Origin of the sequence: Vibrio harveyi NBRC 15634 = ATCC 14126 = KCTC 12724, from assembly GCF_001591145.1 — a bacterium.
GTDB lineage: Bacteria > Pseudomonadota > Gammaproteobacteria > Enterobacterales > Vibrionaceae > Vibrio > Vibrio harveyi.
On the sequence record NZ_BCUF01000013.1, the window covers coordinates 76989 to 94140 of the forward strand.

Consider the following 17152-nt stretch of genomic DNA (forward strand, 5'->3'; position numbering starts at 1 on the left):
GCGGTTTATTCCACCGTGCAACATAATGTCTAATTTTCGCCCAATATAACGGAATTAAGAATCGATGAGTGAGTATAAAGATACCCTGAACTTACCTGAAACAGGGTTTCCAATGCGCGGCAACCTGGCCAATCGTGAGCCAGAAATGCTTAAGCGTTGGTACAAAGAAGATCTTTACGGTGAAATCCGTAAAGCTAAGAAAGGCAAAAAGTCATTCGTACTGCACGATGGCCCTCCTTACGCGAACGGTGACATTCACATTGGTCACGCACTAAACAAGATTCTTAAAGACATTATTATTAAATCCAAAACACTTTCAGGTTTTGACGCACCTTACATCCCAGGCTGGGACTGTCACGGTCTACCAATCGAATTGATGGTAGAGAAGAAAGTTGGCAAACCAGGACAAAAAGTGACAGCTGCTGAGTTCCGCGAGAAATGTCGTGAGTACGCGGCCGGTCAGGTTGAAGGTCAGAAAGAGAGCTTCAAGCGTCTTGGTATCATGGGTGAGTGGGACAAGCCATACCGCACTATGGATTTCGCAACTGAAGCGAACATCATTCGTGCTCTTGGTAAGATCGCAAGCAAAGGTCACCTACTGAAAGGTTTTAAACCAGTTCACTGGTGTACAGACTGTGGTTCAGCTCTTGCTGAAGCAGAAGTTGAGTACAAAGATAAAGTATCGCCATCTATCGACGTTCGTTTTAAAGCGGCTGACGAAGCGGCACTGCTATCTAAGTTTGAACTGACAGAAGGTCATGAAGGTCAAGGTGACGTGTCTATCGTTATCTGGACAACAACGCCTTGGACGCTGCCTGCAAACCGCGCAGTATGTCTACGTGATGATCTAGAATACGTACTTATCCAAACAGAAGGCGACAACGCTGAGCGTATTATCGTTGCTGCTGAGCTAGCGAAAGACGTAATGGATCGTGCTGGTATCGAGCACTTCCACAACCTAGGCTTTGCAAAAGGTGCGGATCTAGAGCTTTCTCAGTTCCAACACCCATTCTACGATTTCACAGTACCGGCGATCCTTGGTGATCACGTTACAACTGATTCAGGTACTGGTGTTGTTCACACTGCTCCTGGTCACGGTCAAGAAGACTTTGCGGTTGGTAACAAGTACAACCTAGAAGTAGCAAACCCAGTTGGTTCAAACGGCGTTTACCTACCAGATACAGAGCTATTTGCTGGTCAGCACGTATTTAAAGCGAACGATGCAGTAGTCGAAGTACTAAAAGAAAAAGGTGCACTACTACACCACCACGCTTACGAGCACAGCTACCCACATTGTTGGCGTCATAAGACTCCAATCATCTTCCGTGCAACACCACAATGGTTCGTATCTATGGACCAAGCTGGTCTACGTGCTAAAGCACTAGAGTCAATCAAGAACGTTGAGTGGATGCCTGAGTGGGGTCAAAGCCGTATCGAAGGTATGATCGAAGGTCGTCCAGAGTGGTGTATCTCTCGTCAACGTACTTGGGGTGTGCCAATTGCTCTGTTTGTTCATAAAGAAACAGCAGAACTTCATCCAAACACACTAGAGCTTATCGAGAAGGTTGCTCTGTTGGTTGAAGAGAAAGGCATTCAAGCGTGGTGGGATGTTGATTCAGCAGAACTACTAGGTGACGAAGCAGACCAGTACGAAAAAGTACTAGATACGCTAGACGTATGGTTCGATTCTGGTGTAACACACTTCTCTGTTGTTGATGCTCGTGAAGAGTACAACGGCAACAGTGCAGACCTATACCTAGAAGGTTCTGACCAACACCGCGGTTGGTTCCAGTCTTCGCTAATTTCATCTATCGCGATGAAAGATGAAGCGCCTTACAAACAAGTACTGACACACGGTTTCGTGGTTGATGGTCACGGTCGTAAGATGTCGAAATCTATCGGTAACGTGGTTGCGCCAAAAGACGTAACTAATAAGCTAGGTGCTGACATTCTTCGTCTATGGGTTGCTTCAACAGACTACACTGGTGAAGTTGCGGTTTCTGATGAAATCCTAAAACGCAGCGCAGATGCGTACCGTCGTATCCGTAACACAGCGCGTTTCTTCCTAGCTAACCTGAGCGGCTTCAACCCAGAAACAGACATCGTTCCTGTTGAAGAGATGGTTGCGCTAGACCGCTGGGCGGTTGGTCGTGCACTAGCAGCACAAGAAGAGATCGTTAAAGCATACGAAGAGTACAACACACACGGTGTAACTCAGCGTTTAATGCAATTCTGTTCAATCGAAATGGGCTCTTTCTACCTAGACGTAATTAAAGACCGTCAGTACACAGCAAAACGTGGCGGTAACGCTCAACGTAGCTGTCAGACAGCACTTTACTACATCGTAGAAGCGCTAGTTCGTTGGATGGCGCCAATCATGTCGTTCACTGCAGATGAAATCTGGAACGAAATGCCAGGCGAGCGCGACAAGTTCGTATTCAGTGGTGAGTGGTTCGACGGTCTATTCGGTCTTGCTGAAGGTGAAGAGCTGAACAACGAATTCTGGACTGAGATCCAAGCGGTTCGTGGTGCGGTAAACAAACTTCTAGAAGATGCGCGTAAAGAGAAAACCATCGGTGGTGCACTACAAGCTGAAGTGACGCTATTTGCTGATGACGCTCTAGCGGCGAAAATCAACAAACTAGAAGATGAACTGCGCTTTGTTCTACTAACTTCTGCTGCGAAAGTTAAGTCTCTAAGTGAGAAGACTGATGCAGCACAAGCGACAGATATCGAAGGCTTGTTTGTTGAAGTGGCAGCCGCTGAAGGCGAGAAGTGTGACCGTTGTTGGCACCACACGCCAGACGTAGGCACAATCGAAGGTCACGAGAAGATCTGTGGTCGTTGTGTGTCTAACGTTGACGGCGAAGGTGAAGTACGTAAATTCGCGTAATTACCCAGTACAACTGAACTTTTTTTAAAATTAACAGCCCCAGTATTTACTGGGGCTGTTTGTAGGTAAAGTAATGAGTGAAAAAGCACTGACGTTAAAGCAATCTGGAGTTCGCTGGCTGTGGTTAGCAATTCTGGTATTTATTGCAGATATTGGCATCAAATTGGTGGTGATGGACAACATGGGCTACGGATGGGCAAACCGAATTGAGGTGCTGCCATTCTTCAACCTACTTTATGTTCATAACTACGGTGCAGCATTCAGCTTCTTGAGCGATCAAGCGGGTTGGCAGCGCTGGTTGTTCACAGGTATCGCGTTTGTTGTTACAGGTCTTTTGACCTACTGGATGAGCAAGCTTCCAGCGAAAGAAAAATGGAACAACATCGCTTACGCACTGATTATTGGTGGTGCAGTGGGCAACGTGTTTGACCGTGTTGTTCATGGCTTTGTTGTTGACTACCTAGACTTCTTCTGGGGTAACTACCATTGGCCAGCATTCAACCTTGCAGATACAACTATCTGTATTGGTGCGGCAATGATCATTCTTGATGGCTTCCGCAAAAAGGACGCTGACAAGTAATCTTTTGCGATATATCGAATAACCCTAAGCGTCGTCCGTTGATTCGGACGACGCTTTTTATTATGTTGGAGCGCAATCCGCGTATCTTCGTACAATAAAAGTAATCACGGTGAGTGATCATATAGAGCGCTGGAAAACCCAAGAACAAGGAAGCAGTAACGTGACAACAATAAATCAAGATTCAGCAGTAACACTGCATTTCACCATCAAAATGCAAGATGGCTCTGTAGCGGACAGCACACATAACATGGGCAAGCCTGCTAAGTTCGTGATGGGCGACGGCAGCTTAAGTGAGAACTTTGAGCAGTGCCTATTAGGCTTGCAAGTAGGTGAACAAAAGGCAATTGAACTAAAAGCGGCTGACGCTTTTGGCATGCCGAATCCAGACCATATCCACCATATGGATCGCACTAAATTTGTGGGCGAAGCGGAAGTTGAAGTCGGCACTATTATGGCGTTCAGTGGTCCCGATGGTATGGAAATCCCGGGCATCATTACTGAGATTGCTGGCGACTCAGTAACAGTGGACTTCAACCATCCACTCGCGGGACAAGACGTGACTTTCGAAGTCGAAATTTTGTCAGTAGAATAGCGAACCAAATAAAAGATAACTTCCATGAGCAATGAAATGAAAATCCTGTTAGCTAACCCACGTGGTTTCTGTGCTGGTGTTGACCGCGCGATTAGCATCGTAGAACGTGCGCTAGAGATGTATCAGCCACCTATCTATGTTCGACATGAAGTAGTGCACAACCGCTTTGTGGTTGAAGGTTTAAAACAGCGTGGTGCTATCTTCGTTGAAGAACTGCACGAAGTGCCAGACAACAACATTGTGATTTTCTCCGCTCATGGTGTATCTCAAGCGGTTCGCCAAGAAGCGAAGTCTCGTGATTTAACTGTGTTTGATGCGACCTGTCCGCTGGTAACCAAAGTACATATGGAAGTTGCACGTGCAAGCCGTCGCAATATGGAAGTGGTATTGATCGGTCACGCTGGTCATCCAGAGGTGGAAGGCACAATGGGTCAGTATTCAAGTGATACAGGCGGTATGTACCTTGTGGAAACACCAGCGGATGTTGAGAAGCTAAAAGCGATCGTAAAGGATCCATCCGATCTACACTACGTGAGCCAAACGACACTGTCTGTTGATGAAACCGCTGACGTAATTGAAGAGCTACGCCGCGTATTCCCAGACATTCAAGGTCCTCGTAAAGATGACATCTGTTACGCGACGCAAAACCGTCAAGATGCTGTGCGTGAGCTTTCTGCTGACGTAGATGTGATGGTCGTGGTAGGTTCCAAGAATTCATCAAACTCAACGCGCTTAAAAGAGCTCGCTGAAAAGCTAGGTACGCCAGGATACCTAACGGATTGTCCTGAAGACATTAAGCCTGAATGGTTTGAAGGTAAAGGCAAGGTTGGTGTGACTGCTGGTGCATCTGCGCCTGAAGAGCTGGTTAATCAAATCCTAGATCGCATCAAAGAGTTGGTTGGGGCGCAAGCCGTAGATGAAGTGCTTGGTCGCGAAGAAAACATGTTCTTCGAAGTACCAAAAGAGCTACAAATCAAGCAAGTTGATTAAGGCGATGAAAATATGCAAAAGGCGACCAGAAGGTCGCCTTTTTTGATTGTGTGGTTTCTATCTATTCGTGATGGTTTATACCCAGCCATTTCGGGGTTATTTTGGTATATACCCTAATGACTAATGCCGAGTAGCTCTTTGAGTACTTTTAAATAGCGGCGGCTCACGGGGATCTCAAAGCCTGTTTTGGTAATGATTTCTGCCAGCCCGTTTTCTAATAGCTTAATCTCGCTGATGGCTTTAATACTTACGAGATACTGTCGATGACAACGTACCAGTGGCGTTTTCTCTTCCAAGGTTTTCAGGGTCAATTGAGTACTTGCGGTTTGGCTGGTTGAGCGCACATGTACACCGCTAATATCACTGTAAGCACACTCAACTGTCTCCGTCGCCATGATCACTATGCGGTTGTGCCCAATACATGGAATTTGGTCGAGGTTTTCTGGTGCGATGCCTGACAGTTGCTGAGTGAGCGCAGATTGACTCATCACCTTGCTAAGGCGTTTGACGGTTTTGGTCAAACGACATGGATCAACGGGCTTGAGTAAATAATCGAAGGCATTGTCTTCAAAGGCTTGAATAGCGTATTGATCATAAGCCGTCACAAACACCACGTAAGGCATGGTTTCTGGGTCTAACATTCCCAGCAGCTCAATGCCCGTCACCTGAGGCATTTGGATGTCGAGAAACACCACATCTGGTTTCAGCTCATTGATTTTCTTCAGTCCCATGATGGCGTTTGACGCGTCGCCAATCACCTCAATTTGACCCGTTTCATCCAATAGCTCTGCCAACTCTTCACGAGCAAACTGTTCATCATCAATGACGAGGGCGGTTAACATCCAAGATTACCTTTTGTGCGTTTTCATTGCGCTTATCGCGAGTGGGGAATGATAAAACTCATTTTAGTAAATTGATGCTGCTGAGAGGTAATTTTTAGCGCTGAATCACGCCCAAATTGATTCGACAAGCGCTTATCGACGATTTCCATACCCAAACCAGAATGATTCTCTTTTGGCGGCTTATAACTACCTGCGTTGTCCTCAACCGTTATCAGCGCACCTTGAGGGTGTGCTTGGCTATAAATCTTCACTTTTCCTCCCTCTAACATATTAGAAACACCATGCTTGATGGCATTTTCGACCAGAGGTTGAAGAGTAAAACTCGGCAGCTTGATATCCAGTAATTCTGGTTCAATATCAATCTCAACTTCTAGGCGATCGGTAAAACGTGCTTTTTCGATCGATAAGTAGGAATTCACGTGCGCCAATTCTTCTTTTAGCGTCACTGTATTGATGTTCTGCTTTAAGTTACTGCGGAAGAAATGAGACAGATTTTGGATCAGTTCTCGTGCTTTGTCAGGATCACGACGAGTGATGGCACTAATGGTATTTAACGCGTTGAACAAGAAATGTGGATTCACCTGAGCATGCAGCAGTTTGATTTCTGCCTGAGCCAGTAGAGTTTGTTGCTGCTGATAATCACCATACAAGATTTGGCTTGAAAGAAGCTGAGCAATCCCTTCTGCCATTGGCATATTCGCAGTAGAGAACAGTTTGCGTTTTGGTTCATAAAGCTTAATGGTTCCCACCACCTCTTTGCCTGCACGCAGAGGAATTATCAATGCAGAGCCCAACTTACAGTCTTGTGCTAATGAGCATTGATACGGTCGTTCGCTACCATCAAGGTAGATGATGTCGTTCTTTTCCATCGAATCTAGCGTGCTTTGCGATGAAATAGGAGTATTTGGCTTATGGTGATCATCGCCGATACCAACGAAAGCTAGGATCTTTTCTTGGTCGGTGATCGCGACGGCACCTACTTTGGTTTCGTCGTAGATGATGCGGGCGATTTTGTCTGCATTCTCACTGTTAAAGCCGGTACTTAGAATACCAACTGAGCGATCGGCGATGCTTAATGCTCGGCGGGAGAAGGTGGCTGAGTATTTTTCGAAAATGGTTTTACGGTCTTGCAGGATACTCATAAACAGTGCCGCACCAACCGAGTTAGCAATGATCATTGGAGCTGCAATCGCTGAGACAAGCGCATAGGCTTGGTCGAAAGGTTTGGCTACAGCGAGTAACAGAATCATCTGCACAATTTCTGCTACGAAAGTGACACTGAATACCACGCTTGGATTGAACAGCATGGCTCCCTTGTTACGCTTGATAAGGTAGACATGCAGCAAGCCGCCAATCAAGCCTTCAGCCGTGGTAGAAATTGCGCAGGCTAAGGCTAAATCGGTAAAACCGCCAAGTGTGTAGCGGTGAATACCACCGGTTAACCCCACAGCAAAACCGACCACAGGACCACCAAACAACCCACCCATCACAGCACCAATGGCACGCGTATTGGCGATAGCATCGTTAATATGCAAGCCGAAGTAGGTGCCGAGAATACAAAAGCCAGAGAAGAGTACATAACAAATGAGCCGATGACTGAGGCGAGAGGAGATACTCAGCAGGGGCAAAATGATCGGCGTTTTACTCAGCATGTAAGCCAGCACCAAGTAAACACACATTTGTTGTAAAAGGGAGATGACCAGTTCCATAGCGAACCTAACCTAAAAATGATGTTGTTATTGTAACGTAGAAGAGAAACAAAAAGAGCCTGCGGTGGGCAGGCTCTTGGTTTTATCCAGTCATTGATAATGAATCGGTTAGCAAGCGAAGGTATTCATTATGCAGTTTCTGAAGCAGCTTGTGGTTTCTCTTCGTCAGCAAGCTCAGTCTCACCTTTACCTTTAGAGATTTTAATTACGTAGCCAGCAGCGGCTAGTGAGAACAGAATACCTGCGATGGTCGAGATTTGCATTGGCAGGCCAAAGCCTAATGTACTGTTGTTTAGAATGAACGTAACACACACGGTTGTCATGAAGACCGCTGGGACAGTCGTGATCCAGTGGAACTTGTTATGGCGCAGTAGGTAAGCCGATGCAGTCCAAAGCATCATTACTGCTGTTGTTTGGTTTGCGAAGCCGAAGTAGCGCCAAATGATACCGAAATCTACTTGAGTCAAAACGCCACCGATAACGAATAGTGGTACAGCCATTAGAAGGCGGTTACGTAGTGTTTTTTGTTCCATACCGAAGTATTCAGCAAGAATCAGACGGCTAGAGCGGAATGCTGTGTCACCTGATGTGATTGGAAGAATTACAACACCTAGGAAGGCAATCACACCACCGAATACACCTAGTAGACCAAATGAAGCACTGTATACCACGTTACCAGGACCGCCGTTTTTCACTGCTTCTGCAAGACCGTCAAGCGTACCGAAGAAAGACAGAGCGATAGCACACCAGATTAACGCGATAACACCTTCACCAATCATCGCACCGTAGAATACGAAGCGACCGTTTTTCTCGTTTTCCATACAACGAGCCATCAGTGGTGACTGAGTTGCGTGGAAGCCAGAGATAGCGCCACATGCGATAGTGATAAACAGCGCTGGCCATAGAGGCATGTCGTTAGGATTCAAGTTAGTGAACATATCGCTTACTTGGAAATCACCCATCACTGTGTGTTCGCTAGAAAACGCGACAGCTGTCATCAGACCAACAGACATGAAGATCAGTAGTGCGCCAAACAGTGGGTAGAAGCGACCAATGATTTTATCAACTGGAACAATTGTAGCGATGATGTAGTAAGCGAAAATCAATACAACCATCGTTGTCATGCTGACGCTTAGGCTAGTTTGGTCGTTAATTAGGTTCGTGATCATGCCAGCAGGCGCAGATACGAATACCACACCAACAAGAAGCAGCAGGACAATGGCAAAGATGTTCATAAAGTGTTTTGCGCCATTACCTAGGTAGCGACCTGTAATCGTTGGTACTGATGCACCACCATTACGAACAGAAAGCATGCCTGAGAAGTAATCGTGTACTGCACCTGCAAAGATACAACCTACAACAATCCACAACATAGCGGCAGGACCGTATAGGGCACCCATGATTGGACCGAAAATAGGACCAACACCAGCAATGTTGAGTAGTTGAACAAGGTAAACGCGTTTGGTTGACATTGGAACGTAGTCAACACCGTCGGTTTTTGTATGGGCAGGAGTTTGGCGATTCTCATTGATACCGAAAACTTTCTCAACGAAAGCACCGTAGATGAAGTATCCGCCGATAAGGGCTGCGACACAGGTTAGAAACCACATCATAGCAATTGTCCTTGGTTTATTAGGTAGGGTAATTTTTTAAGCTCAGGATGTATGGTATTCGCCTCTTTTGATAAGTGCATTCGCTCAGTGGATGAGTGGTCGAATAGAGAAGCGAGTGGTCGATATAAAGATTAAGTGGTTTTATCGTTTGCTTAGTGGTAGCACGATGGGTTAAGTGGTTCTATTCACCATTGAGTGGCTGTGATTAAGGGTAAGTGGTTACCTCAAGAGTTAAGTGGCGAAATCGACAGATAAGCGGCACATTACGGGCTTTAGTGGTAAGCTTGTTTGGAAAACAACTAGTTAAGGAAGAATCATGAAAAAGGCAACGTTAGGTTTGGCGCTGGCTTTATTGGCAGGCTGTGCGGCGACCACGGAAGAATTAGCGCAATCTGGTGATTGGTATCAGATCGGTTATCAAGATGGCATTGCAGGGCATACTTCTCGTACGGTGAAAGAACTCAATCAACTCGGTAATGCTAAGCAAGGTGACTACGACCAAGGTTATCTCGAAGGGGTGACGGAATACTGTAATCCTGATTTCGCTTACCAGATGGGATTGTCTGGTCAGTACTATGAAGGTGTATGCGAAGGCACACCACAAGCGCAGAAGTTTCGAATGGAATGGCAACGCGGTTGGAACGAATACAGTAACTAGTTCTGTTTCATAATCAAGACAGCAATTTGCCTTGTTAATCTTCTGACATTTGAATTTTATCGCTTTGATGTACTGATATGATTAGATTCAATCAGAAGTGAAATAGAAGCATGAAAAAAGTCTTTTTGGTCGTATTAGCACTGTTCCCTTTGACCGTTGGCGCAACCAATGTATTGAAAGAGTCGATCAAGATGAAGCGAAAGTATGACCATGACAAGCATCATATAACCAACACCATCAATCACACTAAGCGTAATATCAAAGAGATCACCGATGGCACTTATGTGGAGAACCAGGTTAAGCGCAAGGTAAACAATACCACTAGCAAGTACACCAATAAGGTCGACCGTGTGAAAAACATGACGAATCCTGATCAAATCAAGCGCAAAGCGAATGACAAGCTTAACCAAGAGTTTGATGAGTGGCTATATGAAGACTGATTCTTGATATCAGAATAAGAAAGGAGACCTTGAGGTCTCCTTTTTGTTTTTCTTGTGTTGGTCAATCTGGTTAACCATCTCACCCGTCATTTTGGCTGGTGACTTTCAACTGCTTTACGTAAGAAGCCATCTTGATGATGCAGATGCGCACGAGCTGAATCGATATCAAGATCGGTCAGGATCATCAAGATCGCCAGTTTTACTTCATAGTCTGTTTGCTTAAGTACTTCGGTTGCTTGTTCTTTGTTGCAATCGGTCGCTTGCATAACGATGCGTGCGGCGCGCGCTACCAGTTTGTTGTTGGTCGCTTTCACGTCGACCATCAGGTTTTGATAACTCTTACCTAAACGGATCATGCTCGCTGTGGTCAGCATATTCAGAACCAGCTTCTGCGCGGTTCCTGATTTTAAACGTGTTGAACCGGTTAAAGCTTCAGGACCTACGACAGGACAAATGGCGATGCTAGCGAGCTCTGCAATTGGTGAGTCTGGGTTACAAGACAGTGCCACTGTCGTCGCACCTATCTCGTTGGCGTACTCCAAACCACCAATCACGTAAGGTGTGCGTCCACTAGCGGCGATGCCGACCACGACATCATGATGAGTGAACTCGATGTCTTTCAAATCTTGTTCACCTAAAATTGGAGAGTCTTCTGCGCCTTCTTTCGCTTTGAGGATGGCTTCTGGACCACCTGCAATCAAGCCAACCACCATCTTGTCAGACACACCAAATGTTGGTGGGCATTCTGATGCATCAAGCACCCCTAAACGACCACTGGTGCCTGCGCCCATGTAAACCAAACGACCGCCTACCTTAAATGCGTCGGTGATTTTATCTACCGCGAGGGCGATCTCCGGCAACGCTTTCTCAACGGCAAGTGGAACGAGTTTGTCTTGTTGATTAAGACGCTGAACAATATCCAGAGATGGTAATAAGTCGATGTCCATCGTATCTGGGTTGCGACCTTCTGAAACAAGGTGAGCGAGAGCGGCAATAAGCGCGTCATTTGTCATAGTGATTTAAGCCTTTTGAATACTGAATTCGTTTCATCTTTAAGCTGTATTTAGAACAACTCATTTAGTTTTTAGGATAGAGCACACCGAGTGAAGCAAGACGACTTGCCCCTGTCACTTCTGGCAAGTTGCTTGGCAATCCATGAACGTGGCGCTGTGCAAGCCAAGCAAAAGCCATGGCTTCCATATAGTCTCCGTCGACACCCTTGTCGTTGGTTGTTGCGACTTGCCACTGAGGGAGAAGGGCTGCCAAACGTTGCATCAATAGTGGGTTTCTTGCTCCACCACCACACACTAAAAGCTGAGGCTTTTGACCATGAGTGAACTTTTCCACTTCGGCAGCAATGGTCATTGCCGAGTATTCGCAAAGTGTGCGTTGCACATCTTGTACAGAGACACGGTGATCCGTTAGCTGTTGATGTAACCAATCGATATTGAACAGTTCTCGCCCTGTGCTTTTAGGCGGTGGCATCGCAAGATAAGGAGCCTCCAACAGTTGAGCCAGTAAAGCTGCATTGATCTTACCTTGCAGAGCAAATTGGGCGTCTTTGTCGAAGCCTTGTCCAGTATTCTGCTCACACCATGCGTCCATCAACATATTACCTGGACCGGTGTCATAACCAATCACCGGCTGTTCGGGATGTAATACAGAGATATTGGCGATACCACCGATGTTAAGCACTACCGTTGTGGAGTCTTGCATCGCAAAGATACTTTTGTGAAACGCAGGAACAAGTGGTGCACCTTGTCCACCTAGCGCCATGTCTTTGCGTCGAAAATCTGCCACGGTATCAATACCGGTTTTGACCGCAATGATGTTGGCATCACCCAGTTGAGTAGTGAAGGGCAGATCGCCAGTTGGCTGGTGGAAAACGGTTTGACCATGATTGCCAATGGCTCGGACTTGCTCAGCGGAATAGCCAGATTTATTCAGTAGTTGTAATACGGCATCGGCAAACAAATGCCCGAGTTGGTGGTCCAGTTCGCCAAGTGCTTTCAGGTTAGTGTCTTGTCCTGTGCAAATCGACAGAAGCATTTGTTTAATGTGAGGCGGCATTGGGTAATCATCGTGCGCAATTAGGCAAACATGGTCATTTTCAATTTCTACCAGTGCCGTATCCACACCGTCCATGCTGGTTCCAGACATTACGCCAATGTACAGATTGTTAAGATTCACAGCCGATTCCGTCAATTCTTCGATTCACTTATTGTAAAGCAATTCTGAAGCGAATAACCTCATCGAATACGAGATATTCAGCCGATTTTGAGGAGAAACAATGGGACCGTTATGGGTTGATGTTGCAGGCTACGAACTGACTGCAGAAGACAGAGAAATTTTGGAACATCCAACGGTTGGTGGTTTGATTTTATTTACACGTAACTACCACGACAGCAAGCAGCTTCAAGCTCTTACCCAGTCTATCCGTAAAGCGGCGAAACGTCCGATTTTGATTGGTGTTGACCAAGAGGGCGGGCGCGTTCAGCGTTTCCGTGAAGGCTTCTCTCTCATTCCAGCGGCTGACGAATATGCCAAGCACCAAAATAGTGAGGAACTGGCACGCATGGGTGGTTGGTTGATGGCTGCAGAGCTGATAGCTCATGACATTGACCTAAGTTTCGCGCCTGTGCTGGATAAAGGTCATCAGTGTAAAGCGATCGGCAGTCGAGCTTTTGGTGAGGATATGGACACAATTTTGCGTCACAGTTCTGCTTACATGCATGGCATGAAGAGTGTCGGTATGGCAACAACAGGTAAGCACTTTCCTGGTCATGGCGGTGTGATTGCTGATTCACATCTAGAGACTCCGTACGATGAGCGCAGTGATATCTTTGAGCAAGATATGGCTATTTTCAAAGCGCAAATCGATTCCGGCATCTTAGATGCGATGATGCCTGCTCATGTCATTTTCCCCAATTATGATGTTCAACCTGCAAGTGGTTCAGAGTACTGGTTAAAACAAATCTTGCGCCAACAACTTGGTTTTAAAGGGTTGATCTTCTCTGATGACTTGACCATGGAAGGTGCCGCAATTATGGGTGGTCCTGCCCAGCGAGGCATACAGGCATTAAAAGCAGGTTGTGACATGCTATTAGTTTGTAACAAGCGCGATGCACAAGAGGAAGTACTCGATAACCTGCCAATTACTTCCGTTCCTCTTGCTGATGCCTTGCTGAAAAAACAAAACTTTACACTAAGCGAGTTAAAATTGTCTCAAGAGTGGAAAGACGCTACTGAAGCCATGAAGCGATTGATTGGTTAGCCATGTAAACCTTGAGTATTGGTTTACTTGGGGGATACGTAAACTGTCGAAAACACCTATTTTAAGCCGAAGTGCCTTGCATTTCGGCTTTTTCTTTGTGTGTAAATTTAAATTTACACTGAATGTTTTTTATTGTGTACGCTTGTATTTCTTTTTTAGCCTGTTATCTTGTCGATAAAGCTTAGTTGGCTCACCAAGGAATTGGTTGAGTGTAAATAAAAATATACAGGTCGAAGTTATGCAAAGAAGTGAATTGAGCAACATCAACATCAGCGAAGAACAAGTACTGATCACGCCTGAGGAGCTAAAAGTTAAGCTTCCTTTGAGTGAAAAGGCACGTCGTTTCATTCAAGAGTCTCGTCAAACCATCGCTGACATCATTCACAAGAAAGATCATCGTCTGCTTGTTGTATGTGGACCATGTTCTATTCATGACGTAGAGGCAGCGAAGGACTACGCTAAGCGCCTAAAAGCCCTTTCAGAACAACTAAGCGACCAACTGTATATTGTAATGCGTGTTTACTTTGAAAAACCTCGAACCACGGTTGGTTGGAAAGGTTTGATCAATGACCCACACCTAGATGGTAGCTTCGACATTGAACATGGTTTGCATGTTGGTCGTGAACTGCTGGTTGAATTGGCAGAGATGGAAATCCCGCTAGCAACAGAAGCTCTTGATCCAATCAGCCCACAATACCTTGCGGATACTTTTAGCTGGGCGGCGATCGGTGCTCGTACAACGGAGTCACAAACTCACCGCGAGATGGCAAGTGGTCTTTCTATGCCTATTGGTTTTAAGAATGGTACGGATGGTAGCTTGGCAACTGCTGTTAACGCGATGCAAGCGGCTTCTTCTAGTCATCGTTTCATGGGAATTAACCGTGAAGGCCAAGTGGCACTGCTAACGACACAAGGCAACCCAAATGGTCATGTCATTTTACGTGGAGGTAAGCAAACCAACTACGATTCAGTATCAGTGACTGAATGTGAGCAAGAGATGGCGAAGTCTGGTCTCGATGCTTCGCTGATGGTGGACTGTAGCCATGCGAACTCGCGTAAAGATTACCGTCGTCAACCATTGGTCGCAGAAGATGTGATTCATCAAATCCGTGAAGGAAACAAGTCAATCATTGGCTTGATGATTGAGAGCCATATCAATGAAGGTAATCAATCTTCTGACCTGCCACTCGAAGAGATGAAATACGGCGTATCGATCACCGACGCATGTATCAATTGGGATTCAACTGAGGCACTATTACGTCATGCACACGAAGAGCTGGTGCCTTTCTTAGAGAATCGTCTAAAAGGCTAACAACACGGGATTTAAGGAACATCAATGGCAGTTGAACTTAACGCATTACGCGATCAGATTGATGCAGTCGACAAGCAAATGTTGGAGCTATTAGCTCAGCGTTTGGCTCTAGTAGAGAAAGTAGGGGAAGTAAAAAGCGAACACGGTTTGCCAATTTATGCCCCAGATCGTGAGGCGGCAATGCTGGCATCACGACGAGCTGAAGCTGAAAAAATGGGGATCCCTCCACAACTGATTGAAGACATTCTTCGTCGAACAATGCGTGAGTCTTATGCCAGCGAGAAAGATTCCGGTTTTAAGTGTTTGAACCCAGAATTGCGCTCAGTGGTTATTATTGGTGGTAATGGTCAGTTAGGTGGTCTGTTTGGTCGAATGTTTAAGCTGTCTGGTTACCAAGTTAAAGTGCTGGGCAGTAAAGACTGGGATCATGCAGACGACATCTTGGAAGATGCTGGGCTGGTGGTGGTTACTGTTCCGATTCACCTGACAGAAGGTGTGATTGAAAAGCTAGGCAACCTACCAAAAGACTGCATTCTTTGTGACCTGACTTCCATCAAGTCTAAGCCATTGCAAGCAATGTTGAATGTGCACCAAGGTCCGGTTGTTGGTTTACACCCTATGTTTGGTCCAGATGTGCCAAGCTTAGCGAAACAGGTAATTGTGTACTGTGATGGTCGTGGTAACGAACAATACCAATGGCTATTGCAACAATTTGGGATTTGGGGCGCAAGCCTGTGCCAAATTGATGCGCAAGAGCACGATCATGGCATGACATTGATTCAGGCGCTGCGCCACTTCACTTCGTTTGCTTACGGTATGCACCTAAGTAAAGAGAATCCAAACATTGAACAGTTGTTAAAGTTGAGCTCGCCAATTTACCGCTTGGAGTTAGCGATGGTAGGGCGTTTGTTTGGTCAAGATCCAAACCTCTACGGTGACATTATTCTTTCGTCGCAAGAGAACATCGATATGATTAAGCGATTCCACCAACGTTTTGGTGAGGCGCTGAGCATTTTGGATAGCAAAGACAAAGCAGAATTTGTTGAAAGCTTTGAACAAGTCAGTGATTGGTTTGGTGAGTACTCTCAACAATTTATGAACGAGAGTCAGAATCTGCTAAAACAAGCGAATGACAATATCCATCGTGGATAAACACCGACTTGATAGATAAAATGAGCAGCCCTGAGGCTGCTCATTTTATATGTGAAGTGAAGAAAAGGAGCGCAAAACCTTAGTTGGTTGCGGTTCCTGTCTTATCTTCGCTTGATACGGTGCTGATGCTAGTATCACGGTAAGGTGAGTTAGTCAGATTGATTTGCAGACGAACGACATTATCAATCAATTGAACCAATGGTCCCCATTTCACCTTTTTCTCTTTCTCGAATGCGTAGTTGAAGTTTTCTGGTGTCCAATCCATCAGATATTGAGGGTTCAACGCACGACCTAAGAAGCGCACCTCATAATGTAAGTGTGGTCCAGTTGAGTTGCCTGAATTACCACATTGTGCAATCACATCACCTTTACTTACGAACTGACCACTTTTCACTTTAAAACGGTTTAAGTGGGCAAAAGAGCTCGAGAAACCAAAAGAGTGACGCAGAGTTAGGTAGTTGCCGTAACCTCTGTTACTTGGTCGTACTGTCTCCACAACCCCATCGGCTGGAGCCAGGATCTCTTCACCGCGTTTGCAGGTGAGATCGATACCGGTGTGAACATGACGTTTACCAGAAATAGGGTTAATACGACTGCCATATGAAGATGAAATACGTTGGTAGGTCATCGGGCTGTCGTTTGGTATCAAGCGAAACATGGTAGCTCTGACCGCTGAGTCTATCGCAGCTGCATCGATCCGCTCTTCTAACGCGAGATTGCTTTCTTCACCTATTAACTCTTCATCTGCCAAGCCGAGTACGGATTCAACATCAAATACGCGCTTCCCGAGAAGTTGTATTTGGTTATTTTTGTCCGTCAGAGACTGAGATAATGCATGGTTGGTGTCCAACTGCTCTTCGTACAATGCAGTGATTTGTGCTTTCTCGCTCTCAAGCTTTGCGATGGTCTGGTTTAATGTTTGTGCGTCATGAACCTGTTTTTGGTTCATATACCAAGCTCCACCAATGACAGCCGGTAGCGCAATGACCGATGCGCAAATGGTTAGGATCGAAAGGCGACCCAAATGAAATTGCTGATTCCCATCTTTGGTTGGGATCTGCATGATGATTTTTTTAGACATGATTATTGTTACTAAA

General features: G+C 45.8%; 15 protein-coding genes. 9 read left to right on the forward strand and 6 right to left on the reverse strand.

Going from position 1 to position 17152, the window contains the following annotated elements:
- The first annotated feature begins 64 nt into the window (after positions 1-64).
- The 4 genes from ileS (at position 65) to ispH (ending at position 5055) form a co-directional block, all read left to right on the forward strand.
- Positions 65-2893 carry an isoleucine--tRNA ligase gene (gene ileS / locus VHA02S_RS09170; protein ID WP_038899374.1) on the forward strand — a complete coding sequence of 943 codons (2829 nt, stop codon included), beginning with the start codon at positions 65-67 and terminating at the stop codon, positions 2891-2893.
- Positions 2894-2966: 73 nt separating this feature from the next.
- A complete protein-coding gene (gene lspA, locus VHA02S_RS09175) occupies positions 2967-3473 on the forward strand; it encodes a signal peptidase II (RefSeq protein WP_005440576.1) in 507 nt (168 codons plus the stop codon).
- 160 nt (positions 3474-3633) lie between these two features.
- Positions 3634-4065: an FKBP-type peptidyl-prolyl cis-trans isomerase gene (gene fkpB / locus VHA02S_RS09180; protein ID WP_005447933.1), complete on the forward strand. Its 432-nt coding sequence runs from the start codon at positions 3634-3636 to the stop codon at positions 4063-4065.
- Between the two features lie 24 nt (positions 4066-4089).
- Positions 4090-5055, forward strand: a complete 966-nt coding sequence (gene ispH, locus VHA02S_RS09185; protein ID WP_017190109.1) for a 4-hydroxy-3-methylbut-2-enyl diphosphate reductase — start codon at positions 4090-4092, stop codon at positions 5053-5055.
- Positions 5056-5168: 113 nt separating this feature from the next.
- On the opposite strand, the gene btsR is transcribed toward ispH, so the two are convergent.
- The 3 genes from btsR to VHA02S_RS09200 all read right to left on the reverse strand — a co-directional run bounded on the left by btsR (position 5169) and on the right by VHA02S_RS09200 (position 9219).
- On the reverse strand, positions 5169-5897 hold the full coding sequence (gene btsR, locus VHA02S_RS09190; RefSeq protein ID WP_038899373.1) for a two-component system response regulator BtsR: 729 nt from the start codon (positions 5895-5897) through the stop codon (positions 5169-5171).
- Between the two features lie 32 nt (positions 5898-5929).
- A complete protein-coding gene (locus VHA02S_RS09195; RefSeq protein ID WP_038899372.1) occupies positions 5930-7606 on the reverse strand; it encodes a sensor histidine kinase in 1677 nt (558 codons plus the stop codon).
- A gap of 128 nt (positions 7607-7734) precedes the next feature.
- Positions 7735-9219, reverse strand: a complete 1485-nt coding sequence (locus VHA02S_RS09200; protein WP_005447938.1) for a carbon starvation CstA family protein — start codon at positions 9217-9219, stop codon at positions 7735-7737.
- A 316-nt stretch (positions 9220-9535) separates the two neighbouring features.
- Here VHA02S_RS09200 and VHA02S_RS09205 point away from each other — a divergent pair, with 316 nt between their 5' ends.
- Together VHA02S_RS09205 and VHA02S_RS09210 are read left to right on the forward strand one after the other, a co-directional pair.
- Complete coding sequence (locus VHA02S_RS09205; protein WP_005425322.1) at positions 9536-9877, forward strand: DUF2799 domain-containing protein; 342 nt, start codon at positions 9536-9538, stop codon at positions 9875-9877.
- Between the two features lie 110 nt (positions 9878-9987).
- A complete protein-coding gene (locus tag VHA02S_RS09210) occupies positions 9988-10317 on the forward strand; it encodes a hypothetical protein (RefSeq protein ID WP_005447939.1) in 330 nt (109 codons plus the stop codon).
- Positions 10318-10403: 86 nt separating this feature from the next.
- On the opposite strand, the gene murQ is transcribed toward VHA02S_RS09210, so the two are convergent.
- Both murQ and VHA02S_RS09220 read right to left on the reverse strand, forming a co-directional pair.
- Positions 10404-11330 carry an N-acetylmuramic acid 6-phosphate etherase gene (murQ, locus tag VHA02S_RS09215; protein WP_038899371.1) on the reverse strand — a complete coding sequence of 309 codons (927 nt, stop codon included), beginning with the start codon at positions 11328-11330 and terminating at the stop codon, positions 10404-10406.
- A 64-nt stretch (positions 11331-11394) separates the two neighbouring features.
- On the reverse strand, positions 11395-12507 hold the full coding sequence (locus VHA02S_RS09220; RefSeq protein WP_038899370.1) for an anhydro-N-acetylmuramic acid kinase: 1113 nt from the start codon (positions 12505-12507) through the stop codon (positions 11395-11397).
- A gap of 100 nt (positions 12508-12607) precedes the next feature.
- Between VHA02S_RS09220 and nagZ the strand changes: the two genes are divergently transcribed.
- The 3 genes from nagZ (at position 12608) to tyrA (ending at position 16055) form a co-directional block, all read left to right on the forward strand.
- Entirely contained in the window at positions 12608-13591 is a 984-nt protein-coding gene (nagZ, locus tag VHA02S_RS09225; protein ID WP_038899369.1) for a beta-N-acetylhexosaminidase, read from the forward strand.
- Between the two features lie 238 nt (positions 13592-13829).
- The gene (locus tag VHA02S_RS09230; RefSeq protein WP_005447945.1) at positions 13830-14903 is read left to right on the forward strand and encodes a 3-deoxy-7-phosphoheptulonate synthase; all 1074 of its coding nucleotides are present in this window, start codon (positions 13830-13832) and stop codon (positions 14901-14903) included.
- Positions 14904-14927: 24 nt separating this feature from the next.
- Entirely contained in the window at positions 14928-16055 is a 1128-nt protein-coding gene (gene tyrA, locus VHA02S_RS09235) for a bifunctional chorismate mutase/prephenate dehydrogenase (protein ID WP_005447947.1), read from the forward strand.
- 79 nt (positions 16056-16134) lie between these two features.
- Here tyrA and VHA02S_RS09240 read toward each other — a convergent pair whose 3' ends face one another.
- Positions 16135-17136, reverse strand: a complete 1002-nt coding sequence (locus tag VHA02S_RS09240) for a M23 family metallopeptidase (RefSeq protein WP_038899368.1) — start codon at positions 17134-17136, stop codon at positions 16135-16137.
- Positions 17137-17152: the final 16 nt, after the last annotated feature.

Excerpts from the sequence above, each read along its gene's own strand:
- ileS (WP_038899374.1), top strand. The coding sequence starts at position 65 with ATGAGTGAGTATAAAGATACCCTGAACTTACCTGAAACAGGGTTTCCA.
- lspA (WP_005440576.1), top strand. The coding sequence starts at position 2,967 with ATGAGTGAAAAAGCACTGACGTTAAAGCAATCTGGAGTTCGCTGGCTG.
- ispH (WP_017190109.1), top strand. The coding sequence starts at position 4,090 with ATGAGCAATGAAATGAAAATCCTGTTAGCTAACCCACGTGGTTTCTGT.
- btsR (WP_038899373.1), bottom strand. The coding sequence starts at position 5,897 with ATGTTAACCGCCCTCGTCATTGATGATGAACAGTTTGCTCGTGAAGAG.
- VHA02S_RS09195 (WP_038899372.1), bottom strand. The coding sequence starts at position 7,606 with ATGGAACTGGTCATCTCCCTTTTACAACAAATGTGTGTTTACTTGGTG.
- VHA02S_RS09200 (WP_005447938.1), bottom strand. The coding sequence starts at position 9,219 with ATGATGTGGTTTCTAACCTGTGTCGCAGCCCTTATCGGCGGATACTTC.
- VHA02S_RS09205 (WP_005425322.1), top strand. The coding sequence starts at position 9,536 with ATGAAAAAGGCAACGTTAGGTTTGGCGCTGGCTTTATTGGCAGGCTGT.
- VHA02S_RS09210 (WP_005447939.1), top strand. The coding sequence starts at position 9,988 with ATGAAAAAAGTCTTTTTGGTCGTATTAGCACTGTTCCCTTTGACCGTT.
- murQ (WP_038899371.1), bottom strand. The coding sequence starts at position 11,330 with ATGACAAATGACGCGCTTATTGCCGCTCTCGCTCACCTTGTTTCAGAA.
- nagZ (WP_038899369.1), top strand. The coding sequence starts at position 12,608 with ATGGGACCGTTATGGGTTGATGTTGCAGGCTACGAACTGACTGCAGAA.
- VHA02S_RS09230 (WP_005447945.1), top strand. The coding sequence starts at position 13,830 with ATGCAAAGAAGTGAATTGAGCAACATCAACATCAGCGAAGAACAAGTA.
- tyrA (WP_005447947.1), top strand. The coding sequence starts at position 14,928 with ATGGCAGTTGAACTTAACGCATTACGCGATCAGATTGATGCAGTCGAC.
- VHA02S_RS09240 (WP_038899368.1), bottom strand. The coding sequence starts at position 17,136 with ATGTCTAAAAAAATCATCATGCAGATCCCAACCAAAGATGGGAATCAG.